Genomic DNA, 12,047 nt, shown 5'->3' on the forward strand with positions numbered 1-12,047 from the left:
GCCTGGAGCAGCCTGCACTTCCCGGCACGGCCACCCACCTGCCCCGCACACCCGCCCAAGGGTAGGTGCGCCCTCTGACATCGCCCCGGGCGTGCCCGCGCGCCCCCGTCGCCCGCGCGCCACCTCGGCCCGTTCTACGCCCCGCCTCCCCCGCCGCGCAGCCCCCCGCCCCCACCCCGGCCCGCGGCCCCCGGCGCCCTGCGGGGTCGGCTCGTACCGGAGGCGCCTACGCTGGACGTATGACCGATGCGCGCAGGGGGCAGGTGGCGGGGCTGCCGGACTTCGGCCGCTGCGCCGTGATGGGCGTCGTCAACGTCACCCCCGACTCCTTCTCCGACGGCGGCCTGTGGTTCGACTCCGCCGCCGCCATCAAGCACGGCATCGACCTCGTCGCCACCGGCGCCGACATCGTCGACGTGGGCGGTGAGTCCACCCGCCCCGGCGCGCCCCGCGTGGACGAGGACGAGGAACTGCGGCGCGTGCTGCCCGTCGTACGGGGCCTCGCGGCCGAAGGCGTGCTGGTCTCCGTCGACACCATGCGCGCCACCGTCGCCGAACGGGCCGTCGCCGCCGGCGCCCGGCTCGTCAACGACGTCAGCGGCGGCCAAGCGGACCCCGCGATGGTGCCGGCGGTGGCCGCGACCGGGGTGCCGTTCGTCGTCATGCACTGGCGCGGGCAGTCGATCGACATGAACAACCGCGCGGTCTACGCGGACACCGTCACCGAGGTCGTCGACGAGCTGCGCCGCAGCCTGGACCGGGCCGTGGCCGGCGGCGTCGACTTCGACCGGATCATCGCCGACCCGGGCCTGGGCTTCGCCAAGGCGGCGCCGCACGACCTCGTGCTCCTGAACAGCCTCGCCCGGCTGCGGGCGGACCTGGGCCGGCCGCTGCTGGTGGCGGCGTCGCGGAAGCGGTTCCTCGGGCGGGTGCTGGCCGGCCCCGACGGCGCGCCGCCGCCGGCGCGCGAGCGGGACGCCGCGACCGCGGCGGTGTCGGCGATAGTGGCGCGCGAGGGCGCGTGGGCGGTACGGGTCCACGAGGTGCGGCCGACGGCGGACGCGGTACGGGTGGCGGCGGCGCTGGAGGACTGATCGTCGGCCGGCGATCGTTGTCGTAGGAGCGGCCTACCCTTGGGCGGGTGTGCGGGGGACGTGGGACGTGCGGGAGACGTGCCCTACGCGACCCGGCTGGTGCCGCGACCCGGCCGGTGCCGCGAGCCGACCCGCCCCCCTCCGCCCCTCGCACCCGCCCCCGCCGCGCAATCCGCCCGACCCCTCAGCCCGTCGCACAAGACCTGGTTCGCGTTCATAGCCCGTTCGAGTCGACGTCACGCCCCATACCGCTGCCCCGTCGACCCTCCCCGTAGGCGCCGCCGCAGCCCACGACGGCCCACCGGACGGCCCGCGAGCAGGCGCCGGGCGGCCCCGGTCGTCCGGCCTGTCAGCAGCCGCAGGTACATTCGATCGAGGGTCCGGGGGCGGGGCCGACCGCCGGGGCGCCGCGCCCTCGGCGTTCGCGAGCCCTCGCCGGCGCCGGACATCGACCGAAAAGAACAGCGGAAGAGACAGCACACACAGACGCAGACAGGGCAGCAGACAAGGGCAGCAGACAAGCAACCGACGCAAGGCGCAGGCGCAAGCGCAAGGCACCAGCGCAAGACACAAGCGCGAGGCGCAGGACGACGCGAGGACGCAGAAGGCGAGGCGACCATGACCGGAGCGGACCGGGTTGCTCTGCACGGCCTCAGGGCCCGCGGGCACCACGGCGTCTTCGCTCACGAGCGCGCCGAAGGCCAGCAGTTCGTCGTCGACCTCGTCCTCCACCTCGACACCCGCCCGGCCGCCGCCGCCGACGACCTGGCGCGGACCGTGCACTACGGCGTCGTGGCCGAGGAGACCGTCGCCATCGTCGAGGGGGAGCCGGTGGACCTGATCGAGACGCTCGCCGAGCGGATCGCCGCGCAGTGTTTGACGCACGCGCCCGTACGGCAGGTGGAGGTGACGGTGCACAAGCCGGACGCGCCGATCACCGTCCCGTTCGACGACGTGACCATCACCATCACCCGAAGCAGAGGTTGATCATTGAATCGCAGCGACCCGACCGTGCAGCCAGTGCCGCGTTCCGTGGTCGAGCAGGTCGACGCGGCCGACTCGACCCTGCAAAACCCCAAACGCGCCGTGCTCTCCATCGGCAGCAACCTCGGTAACCGCCTGGAGACCCTCCAGGGCGCCGTCGATGCCCTGGAGGACACCCCCGGCCTGCGCGTCAAAGCGGTCTCGCCGGTGTACGAGACCGACCCCTGGGGCGTCGAGACGGGCAGCCAGCCGACGTACTTCAACGCCGTCCTGCTCCTACGGACCACCCTCCCGCCCAGGTCGCTGATGGAGCGTGCACACGCCGTCGAGGAGGCGTTCGCGCGCGTGCGGGACGAGGAGTGGGGCCCGCGCACGCTGGACGTCGACATCGTGGCGTACCAGGGCATCGTCTCCGACGACCCCGCGCTGACACTTCCGCACCCCCGCGCGCATGAGCGCGCCTTCGTCCTCGTCCCGTGGTACGACGTGGAGCCTGCGGCCGAGCTGCCGGGGCGCGGGCCGGTGTCCGAGCTGCTGGCGCAGGTCGGCAGGCAGGGCGTGCAGGAGCGCGCGGACCTCGAACTGCGGCTGCCCGACTGAGCGCGTCCTGCCGGCCCTGCGGGGCTACGATCTCTGGGAGTTCTGGGAGGAGCGCGTTCGGTGAGGCAACTGCACGTCGGGATGTTGGCCGGCATCTTCGTGGTGGCGGGGGTGCTGGCCTGGGCGGGATCCCGGCTGTGGAACGCGGTGGGTACGCTGCCGAGCGTCCCCGTCGCCGCCCCGGTGGTCCTCGCCCTGATCGCCACGATCCTCACGGCGACGGCGCTGTCCATCCGCTCCCGCCTCGGCGCGCAGCGCGAGCGCGACCCGCGGGCCAAGGGCGTCGACCCGCTGATGGCGGCCCGGGCGGTGGTGCTGGGCCAGGCGAGCGCGCTGGTCTCGGCGCTGGTGGCGGGGGCGTATGCGGGGCTCGGGCTGTTCCTGATCCTGGACGGGCTGGACTACGGCACGCGCCGCTCGCAGGTGGTGTACGCGGCGCTGGCGGTGGTCGCGGCGGCGCTGGTGGTCGCGGCGGCGCTGTTCCTGGAGCGGGTGTGCAAGCTGCCGGACGACGATGACGACGGCGACGGGTCCCCGCCGCGGGCCTAGGGCCCGGTTCGTACGGCCGCTAGGCTCGGCGGCATGACTGCCGCGCCCACCGGAGACGCCGCCCCCGCCGCACGTACGGCACCGCTGACGGTCGGCATCGGAGGCGCGGCCGAGCAGACCGACATGGTGCTCAACATCGGCCCGCAGCACCCGTCCACCCACGGCGTGCTGCGCCTGCGCCTGGTCCTCGACGGCGAGCGCATCGTCACCGCGGAGCCGGTCATCGGCTACATGCACCGCGGCGCGGAGAAGCTCTTCGAAGCGCGCGACTACCGCCAGATCATCGTCCTGGCCAACCGCCACGACTGGCTGTCGGCCTTCTCGAACGAGCTGGGCGTGGTCCTGGCGGTCGAGCGCATGCTCGGCATGGAGGTGCCGGAGCGGGCGGTGTGGCTGCGTACGCTGCTCGCCGAGCTGAACCGGATGCTCAACCATCTGATGTTCCTCGGCTCGTACCCCCTCGAACTCGGCGGCATCACGCCGATCTTCTACGCCTTCCGCGAACGCGAGGATCTCCAGGCCGTCATGGAGGAGGTCTCCGGCGGGCGGATGCACTACATGTTCAACCGCGTCGGCGGCCTGAAGGAGGAGCTGCCGGCAGGCTGGACGGACCGGGCGCGCGCGGCCGTACGCGCGACGCGGGCGCGGATGGACGTCTTCGACCGCCTGGTGCTCGGGAACGAGATCTTCCGCGGCCGTACGCGCGGCGTGGGCGTCCTGCCGCCGCGGACGGTGCACGCGTACGGCGTGAGCGGGCCCATCGGCCGCGCCTCGGGCGTCGACTTCGATCTGCGGCGCGACGAGCCGTATCTCGCGTACGGGGAGTTGGGCGGCACGCTGCGCGTCGTGACCCGCGAGGAGGGCGACTGCCTGGCCCGCTTCGAGGTGCTGCTGGCGCAGACGCACAACTCCCTCGACCTGGCCGAGGCATGCCTGGACCGGCTGGCGGAGCTGCCGCCGGGGCCGGTGAACCAGCGGCTGCCGAAGGTGCTGAAGGCGCCGGAGGGGGAGACGTACGCCTGGACGGAGAACCCGCTCGGGCTGAACGGCTACTACCTGGTGTCGAAGGGCGAGAAGACGCCGTACCGGCTCAAGCTGCGCTCCGCGTCGTACAACAACATCCAGGTGCTGACCGAGCTGCTGCCGGGGACGCTGGTGGCGGACATGGTGGCGATCCTGGGGTCGATGTTCTTCGTGGTCGGGGACATCGACAAGTGAGGACGAACGGGGGCGAATCCCCGATCAGCTCGCCTGCTCCAGGTTGATAACGCGCCCGACGGGCCCGTGCGGGTCGTCGTCGGGGTCGTCGGCCTCGCCGGAGGAAGCGGGAGGGGCGCCGGAGCCGGTCCCCGCCTCCGCTTCGGCCTCCGCCTCCGCCTCGGCAAGGACCTCGGGCCCGACGACGTCGGCGAGATCGGTACCGGCGGCACCGGGCTCCTCGGGGGCGGAACGGTGGCCCGCGCCGGTCCGACGCGGACGACCGGACGCGGGGGGAGCCTGCCGCCGGCCCTCCTGGGGGCCGCGGGCGGGAGGCTGCGCGGGGGAATGCGGCTGCTTCGCCCGCGCGAAGTAGCTGAAGCCGCCGGCGTCGCCGGACGGCGCCTGCTCGTGGCTCTGCCCGTGGCCCTGACGGGCGGCGTTTCCGGCCAGGCTGTCGAGGGCGTGCGAGGCGCGCAGGTACGCGCTGAGGGAGGGCGGCCGCGTCTGCGGCCCGGAACCGGCGGCCGGCAACTGCTTGACGGGCGTCGCGGCCTCGATGGCCAACTGCCGCCGCCCTTCGAGCGCGGCGGCGCGCTCGGACTCGGCGGTGGCGTACCGCGCGAGCAACGCGGCGTGATCCGTACGCAACCGGGCGAGGTCCCCGTGCCGCGACCCGAGCCGCTTCTCCAACTCCCCGCGTATCCGGCGCGCCTCCTCCAGGTCGCCCTTCAACTCGGCCAACTGCTCCTCGTGCCGCCGCTCGGCCCGCGCCTGCGCCCCGGATGCCTCGGTGACGTGCAGGGCGGCCGTCCGATCCCGCAACCGCAGCAGCGCCGAAGCCCCCACGGCGGCCCCGGCAGCCCCCATGGCCAACCAGCGCACGGCGGCCCCGTCACCGGAAACCAGCCAAGCCCCGGCCGCGCAACCCAGCGCGACCGCGGCGAACGACACGGGCGGCAGCAGCCCGCGCATCGGCGAGGAGAAGCGATGGCGTCCACGTGGCATAGGCCGCAACTTACCGTGGAGATGTCCCAAATGGAGCAGCCCCGAACCGATCGTTTCCCGCCAGTTACGTCCCACCCACCCGTCCCCGCCGCCCCGACCGCCTCGCGGAGGTGCGCTGCGCCGGCGATCAGGACCACCGGGGATGCGCTGGCGGGCGGGGAGACCGATAAGGGGAATCGGTTTAGCAGGAGTCGGAGCCGATTGGCTCGAATCCTGCGGTGCGTGGAATTCCATCATTGCCGGAAGAGGCAATGTCTGACGAAAAGCCGACGCTGGTGCAACTGGATCAACCTTCGATAGCGTCACACCACGACAGAGCCCCCCGATCCCCCCGGAGTTGAACGTGAAGCGCCGCCCTCTCCCCGCCGCCGCGGCGGCCGTTGCCGCCCTGAGCCTGCTCCTCACCGCCTGCGGCGGCAGCGACGACGACACGAAGTCGGAAGACAAGATCAACGGCGCCGACTCGGCAAAGCCGTCCCCGTCGCCGAGCGAATCGGCCGCGGAAAGACCGGAGATCGAACTGCCGGACGACGCGAAGAACGTCTTCGAGGACTGGGAGACCGGCGATCCGAAGAAGGACGCGGTTCTGGCGGACAGCGCCGAGTCTGTCAACGCGGTCGACGACGCCATCTTTCGTGGTGTGAAGGAATCGGATGCTCTGAGTTTCTACAACAGCGGCACGGCCCTCGCGGACTCAGTCGACTACATCGAGCGTTGGGTCGACGACAAAGACACGTGGGTTGGAACTGCTCGCTATCGTGATCAGAAGGTCAGCTTCAATGACGACGGATCCGCGGTCGTCATCTACTGCATCGACCAGAGCAACGCGTTCATCAAGGATGGGAGGACGGGGAAAGTTGACAAGTCATCCTCGTCGAACGACGCCTATGCCTTGACGAGCACGCGGCTTGTTGAAAACGATAAAGGTGTATGGCAGACCGTTGAGGTAGAGGCGAAGAGGGGGGCAGCGGAGTGCCTGCCGTGAGTAGCTGCGCCCGAGGGCTGACCGTGGTGGTCGCGTTAGGTGTCGTTCTGTCGCCTGGATTGGCTTACGCCAAGGATTGGGGCGACAAGGGGGCGCGCGGCGACATCACCGAGAAGGGGTCGTTGACGGACGGGACTGCGACGGCGACCGCTGGTGCAAAGATCACATACGATCAGACCGGAGGGTCCAGCAGAGGCGGCTCGGGCCAGATGATGCCGGTGGGGAATTGGACGCCTCCCGCGTGTTGGTACGCACCGAAATGGACCGCTGACGAGGCCGCACAAAGCCGGTTCGACGGGTTGATCGACCTGAGTCCGCAGCACGACGCGGATAACGCGGATTCGATGCGAGAAAAGTACATCGATGGCAAGCACGGCCCCTTCAATACCAAGAAGGGCGATGAAGGCTATTGGTGGGGCGTGTACAAGAATCCTGATCGCATGGGTGATGCGGCCGCCATGGAGTGCACAGAGATGCCCTTCTGGGTGGCTACCGGGGATGAGCCGCCGACTGAGATCGCGAACACCATCAGCCCCGAGATCCTCGCCCAGCTCGCCTACGAGCAGATCCGTATCCCGGAGGCCACTCCGACGCTCCAACCCGAGGGCGACAAGCAGGTCGTGAACCTGCACACCTGGGTGTCCCTGGACGACGCCGCCTTCCAGCCCGTGTCGGTCACCGCGTCCGTGGAGGCGCTGGGCATCTCGGCCACCACCACCGCCACACCCGGCAGCCTGCGCATCGAACCCGGCACCGATGACGCCCTCACCTTCCCCGAGTCCGGCGAATGCCCCCTCAACGACGACGGCAGTGTCGGCCAGAAGCGGCCGGCCGGAGCCGAGGGGCCGCCGCCGTGCGGTGTGCAGTACCTCCGGTCCACCGAGGCAACAGGGCCGTACGCGTTCGAGGGCACCGTCACATGGAAGGTCAGTTGGACCGGGAGCAGCAATCCCGAACCCACCGACCTCCCCTCCGGGACATTCGGCACCGCCCAGGACGTCACCGTCAGGGAAGTCCAGTCAGTCGTCCGCTGACCGGCCGCGTGCCCACGCTCTCCAGACCCGCACCCCCACCCGCCTCGGCAACGGCTTTCCGCTGCCGGATGCGCCCGCCCCCGACGGGAAGGAACACCATGGCCGACCTGAAAATCAACGGCGAAGTTCTCGATGAACTGCATCACACCTTCACGACCATAGCCAAGCGAATGGACCGCGCCGGCAGGTCCATGAAAGGTGCGGACAGCGAGACCGTCGGGGCCTGGATGTTAGTACGTCAGGTGAAGGACTTCGCCGACGAGTGGGATTACGGCATCGAGCAGTTGGGGAAGCACGCCGACGGGGCGGCGCAGATGCTGCGGAAGATCGCCAAGGACTTCGACGGGCTGGAACGCGAACTCGAGGCGGCTCTCCAGCCCAAGGGGAGCTGAGGTGGGCGACAAGGACTTCCCCAACCTCGGCTTCGATCCGGCGCCCGGGGACGTACACGGCACGCGCCAGTTGTCTCGCGCCATCGGCAAGCTCGCCGATGAGCTGGGCACCACCGTGCGGGAGTTGGAGCGCCTCGAAGGCGGCCAGTGGAAGGGCAAGGCGGCGACCGCTTTCACCGATCATGTGGCGGAGGACGTGGCGCCCGACATGAAGCGGGCGCACACGTCGTTCGAGAAGGCCGCGACCGCCCTGCGGCGCTGGTCCGTGGACCTGGAGCGCTTCCAGGACGAGGCCCAGGGGCTGGAGCGCGAGGCGCGGCGTAAGCGGGAGGCTCTCGACACGGCGCAGGGCCTCGTGGCCGCCGTGGTGGCGAAGCCGTACCTCGACACCCCGTCGGCGGGCGGTGGCTCGGACGACCGTGAGGCGGAGCGGGAGAAGAAGCAGCACGAGAAGCGGAAGGCCGCCGCCGAGGATGCGGGTGACGCGCTGGAGGAGGTACGGAAGCGGGCGGAGGAACTGCGCACGCGCTACTTCGCGGCGGCCGGAGCGATCTGCCGGCAGTTGGACACCGCGGCGGGTATCGCACCGAACGAGCCCGGGCTGTTCGACCGGATCGCCAGCGGAGTGTCGGACGTGCTGGGCGCCACCCTCGACTGGGTCAAGGACCACGCGGACCTCATCAAGGCGATAGGCGACGTGCTCAGCTACGTCACCGCCGCGCTGGCGGTGCTCGCCATCGTCACCGCCCCCTTCGGGATCGGGGCGGCCTTCGCGACGGCCGCGCTGGTGACGGGCGGGCTGACGCTGGCCGCGCACGGGATCGCCAAGGCGGCGGGCGCGGAGATCAGTTGGGCAACGATCGGCCTGGACGTCCTCGGAGTGCTGCCCGGTCTCGGGGCGTTCACGAAGGGCGCGAAGCTGGCCGACCTCGGGTCGGCGCAGACTCGAGCTTTCGAGCTGGGGACGAAATACGTCGCGGACGTGAAGGACGCGCGCAACTACGTCTCGCTCGGCCGGAGGGCAGGCGAGGTCAGGGGTGGTCTCCAAAAGACCGTGTTCGGCAAGGACGTGGCCCTCTGGGGGCAGAAAAGTGTCGGCATCGTGGAATTCGCGGGGAGCGGTCTGCGAAGCCGCATGGCCGGTGTGGCCCAGGCAGGCTACGGGCAAGGCCAGTGGCTCGGCACCCGAGGGCTCAGCCTGGTCAGCGGAGGGAACGTGGCCATCGACCCGTTCTCCGCGGGCGCCCGGATGCTGGACTCCGGGCTGAAGATGGCGCCGAAGCTGGTGACCCTTCCGCAACACCTCGGCGGTGACGTGAATATCGGTGATCGTTTCGAGGCGGCATTCGGCCGTTGAGGAGAGGACGGATCATGGCAGCCTGGCAGCCACGTCAGGGAGAGACCTTACTCAGCCGCGGGGCGGTGGAGTTCGCCACGGGGATGGCGGCGCCGGTCTCCGGAATGCGCTGGTTCCGTGACACCGAGCGCCGCGATATCCAGCAGGAGTTGCCCGGATGGCCGGAGGGGCCGACATACGTCGTACGCAGCCGGGCGGACCAGACGACCCGGCGTGCGGCCAGGGGGGTGGGCGTAGTGACCCATTCGCTGGTCGTCTTGGCCGCCGGTGTCCTGGGGGCCGTGGGGAGCCCGTTCGGCTCACCGAATGTGCGCGGTAAAAGCGAGGACCCGAAGAACGAGGTCGATGACTTCCCTGCCATGTGGGGGCAGCCAGGCGGGATTGCCAGAGACCTTCCCTGGCAACTCGACCCCGCTCGCCGTCCCGCGAACCTCCGGACCCACATCATCGTCACCGACGTGCGCCTGGTCGTGGTCGGATTTCCCGACGACGACCCGTCCCGGGACGAACTTCTCTGGGAAGCGGACCGCTCGGTCGTCGCACAGGTGGCGCGGAAGAAGTTCAGTGAAGGCAAACGGGACTTCACGATCACGTTCACCGACGGCTCGTGGTGTCGGCTCCACTCGTACGATTCGGACTGCGTCAATCGCCTGATCCTGCACACCGGCGTGCCGAGTGAATTCGTTCCGATGGATCGACTCACCCCCGGTGAACGTCAAGCCGTCGATGATTTTCTGGCCAAGGTTGCACCCGCCGAGGGCGACTCCGGTGTCGCAGGTTCTGCGTACCCCTATCGCACCGTCACGCGGATGCCGAGCGGAAACCTCTACTTCGAGACCTGGTCCGAAATTGTCGATCCGGTCAAAGGCATCTCCGCCGGCCCAGGTAGTTGGTTCGGCCCGGACGGCGAACCTGGCAAATTGAAGCCCGGCGACACGGATTGGATCGGTGGGATGAATTGATGGCTCCCCTGGACTCCGACAGCATCCCGCCCCTCTGGTTCACGGTCCCCGAAGGGTTCCACTCCCTGCCCATCGCCGCCACCACCGAAGAACGCGCCGCCCTGGCCGACGAGTTCGTACGCGAACTCTTCCCCAACGGCGACGACGCCCTCTGGGCCTCCACCTCCCCGTATTACGCCGGGATGGGGGAGGTGATGGGGAGTTGTGGGCTTGAGTACTCGGCGTTGGGGCTGTTTGCGCGGGACGAGGGTGGTGTGGCGCACTGTGCGTTCAACGTGGGTGCGCTGGAGAGCGAGCATTCCTCCGCCGAGGTCGCCGCCACGGGGATCAAGGAGGTGCTCGTACGGGATGAGACGAACGATGTGCGGTGGCTGGACCTGCCGTGCGGGCCCGCCGTGTCCTGTGTCTCCTTACGGGAGTTCACCGTGCCCGCGGAGTTATCGGCCGACGGGCAGGACACCAGGCTCCACACCGGGCAGATCCAGGTCCACGTGCCGTTTCCCACCGGACCGTACATCGCCGTCTTCACCCTCGACACCGTGGCCACCGACTACTGGGGCGAGTTCTGCGACATGGTCGCCGCCGTCCTCCGTACCGTGAGTTTCGCCCCGCCCCAGGAGTAGCGTTTCAGCAGGTGTTCCGGCTGGAGTTGACCAACTGGACGTTGCGTACGGTGAGGTTGTCGGCGCACGGGCTCTCGTTGAGGGCGGAGTTCGTCACCGTCAGGTTCTGTAGCGTGATGTCCCGGGAGTTCGCGAACTCCGACCGGGCCGCGATGCGGATGTCGCCGGGACCGGCCACCGAGCCGCTCTGGCCGGCGATGGTGACGTTGTAGCAGTTCTCCAGCAGGATCGCGTTGCTGCCGGTGTTGGCGATGTCGACGCGGTCGATGACCGCGCCGCCGCTTTCGGAGACGCAGAAGACCCCCCGGCCGCCGCCGCGGGCGATGACCTGGCCGACGCGGATGTTGGTGGAGTAGCTGTCGCCGATGCGGCCGTTGCGGTTGGCCATGCGGAAGGCGGCGTAGCCGGTGCCGGTGCCCGCGTCGACGGCGTCGACCGTGCCGATGGTGGCGTTGGTCGTGTCGTTGAGGAGCAGGCCGGACTCGCCGACGTCGCGGGCGGTGACCGTGCCGATGGTGAGGTCGTCGACGCCGTACGTCTCGACCGCGTGGGCACTCGCGCCGGAGACGTAGACGTTGCCGATGTCGACGTTGCGGGTGGGGACGCTGGTGTCGCCGTGGTTGTCGATGCGGATGCCGAGGCCGGCGGAGAGGCGCATGTCGATCTGGCCGAGGGTGACGTCGGTGACGTTGCGCATGAAGATGCCGTAGAGCGGGTTGCCGGTGACGTTGAGGTGCTGGACCTCGATGTTCGTGGCGCCGCGGGCGTAGACGGGGGCCCGGTCGCCGGAGCCGGAGCCGGTGACGTCGATGGTGCCGCAGACGTCGAGGGCGGTGTGGCTGGGGAGGGAGAGGCGCGCGTTGGCGCTCATCGTGCCGGAGCCGCGGACGACGACGCGCTCCTTCGCCGTACGGCCCGGGGTGAGGCTGCCGACGGCGGCGCTCATGGCCGACAGCATGTCGTTGCCGCTGTAGACGACCGAACTGCCGCGGCGGGCGGTCCAGGTGCTGCCGCTCTTCACCGCTTCCGCGTGGTACGAACCGTCGCCGCAGGCCAGAGGCGCGGCCGGGGCCTCCTCGCCGTGGGCGCTGCTCTGGGCCGTCAGCGTGGCGGCTGCGGCTGCCAGTGCCGTCAGGCAGGCGGCGGTGAGCGCGGCGGTACGCCGACGGCGTCCGGTGCGGCTGTCGCGTCCGGCGCTCCGGCTCGCGGGACTGGGGCTGCTGTCGGGCTTGCCTGGTGCCATGGTCGACCAACTCCCGGAT

General features: G+C 70.3%; 13 protein-coding genes. 11 read left to right on the forward strand and 2 right to left on the reverse strand.

The window, feature by feature from the left end; all coding sequences use genetic code 11:
- Positions 1-239: 239 nt before the first annotated feature.
- From folP to QBL21_RS01910, 5 genes are all read left to right on the forward strand, one after another.
- Positions 240-1,094, forward strand: a complete 855-nt coding sequence (gene folP, locus QBL21_RS01890) for a dihydropteroate synthase (protein ID WP_407560204.1) — start codon at positions 240-242, stop codon at positions 1,092-1,094.
- Between the two features lie 618 nt (positions 1,095-1,712).
- On the forward strand, positions 1,713-2,081 hold the full coding sequence (gene folB, locus QBL21_RS01895; protein ID WP_407560205.1) for a dihydroneopterin aldolase: 369 nt from the start codon (positions 1,713-1,715) through the stop codon (positions 2,079-2,081).
- Positions 2,082-2,084: 3 nt separating this feature from the next.
- Positions 2,085-2,678: a 2-amino-4-hydroxy-6-hydroxymethyldihydropteridine diphosphokinase gene (folK, locus tag QBL21_RS01900; RefSeq protein WP_407560206.1), complete on the forward strand. Its 594-nt coding sequence runs from the start codon at positions 2,085-2,087 to the stop codon at positions 2,676-2,678.
- Positions 2,679-2,759: 81 nt separating this feature from the next.
- A complete protein-coding gene (locus tag QBL21_RS01905; RefSeq protein WP_407566273.1) occupies positions 2,760-3,227 on the forward strand; it encodes a DUF3180 domain-containing protein in 468 nt (155 codons plus the stop codon).
- Between the two features lie 33 nt (positions 3,228-3,260).
- Entirely contained in the window at positions 3,261-4,445 is a 1,185-nt protein-coding gene (locus QBL21_RS01910) for an NADH-quinone oxidoreductase subunit D (RefSeq protein ID WP_407560207.1), read from the forward strand.
- A gap of 24 nt (positions 4,446-4,469) precedes the next feature.
- Here the strand turns inward: QBL21_RS01910 and QBL21_RS01915 are convergent, their stop codons facing one another.
- A complete protein-coding gene (locus QBL21_RS01915; RefSeq protein WP_407560208.1) occupies positions 4,470-5,432 on the reverse strand; it encodes a hypothetical protein in 963 nt (320 codons plus the stop codon).
- A 343-nt stretch (positions 5,433-5,775) separates the two neighbouring features.
- Between QBL21_RS01915 and QBL21_RS01920 the strand changes: the two genes are divergently transcribed.
- The 6 genes from QBL21_RS01920 (at position 5,776) to QBL21_RS01945 (ending at position 10,785) form a co-directional block, all read left to right on the forward strand.
- Complete coding sequence (locus QBL21_RS01920) at positions 5,776-6,417, forward strand: hypothetical protein (RefSeq protein ID WP_407560209.1); 642 nt, start codon at positions 5,776-5,778, stop codon at positions 6,415-6,417.
- Positions 6,414-7,451: a hypothetical protein gene (locus QBL21_RS01925; RefSeq protein WP_407560210.1), complete on the forward strand. Its 1,038-nt coding sequence runs from the start codon at positions 6,414-6,416 to the stop codon at positions 7,449-7,451. Before QBL21_RS01920 ends, QBL21_RS01925 begins: the two co-directional genes overlap by 4 nt.
- Positions 7,452-7,549: 98 nt before the next feature.
- Positions 7,550-7,843, forward strand: coding sequence for a hypothetical protein (locus tag QBL21_RS01930; RefSeq protein ID WP_407560211.1), 294 nt, complete (start codon positions 7,550-7,552; stop codon positions 7,841-7,843).
- Position 7,844: 1 nt separating this feature from the next.
- On the forward strand, positions 7,845-9,200 hold the full coding sequence (locus tag QBL21_RS01935; protein ID WP_407560212.1) for an enoyl-CoA hydratase/isomerase family protein: 1,356 nt from the start codon (positions 7,845-7,847) through the stop codon (positions 9,198-9,200).
- 14 nt (positions 9,201-9,214) lie between these two features.
- Positions 9,215-10,162 carry a hypothetical protein gene (locus QBL21_RS01940; protein WP_407560213.1) on the forward strand — a complete coding sequence of 316 codons (948 nt, stop codon included), beginning with the start codon at positions 9,215-9,217 and terminating at the stop codon, positions 10,160-10,162.
- Positions 10,162-10,785, forward strand: a complete 624-nt coding sequence (locus tag QBL21_RS01945) for a hypothetical protein (protein WP_407560214.1) — start codon at positions 10,162-10,164, stop codon at positions 10,783-10,785. The genes QBL21_RS01940 and QBL21_RS01945 overlap by 1 nt, the downstream gene beginning before the upstream one ends.
- Positions 10,786-10,789: 4 nt before the next feature.
- Here QBL21_RS01945 and QBL21_RS01950 read toward each other — a convergent pair whose 3' ends face one another.
- On the reverse strand, positions 10,790-12,028 hold the full coding sequence (locus QBL21_RS01950; protein WP_407560215.1) for a right-handed parallel beta-helix repeat-containing protein: 1,239 nt from the start codon (positions 12,026-12,028) through the stop codon (positions 10,790-10,792).
- Between the last annotated feature and the right edge of the window lie 19 nt (positions 12,029-12,047).

The sequence above is a fragment of the Streptomyces sp. 184 genome (assembly GCF_045781775.1).
Taxonomy (GTDB): Bacteria; Actinomycetota; Actinomycetes; order Streptomycetales; family Streptomycetaceae; genus Streptomyces.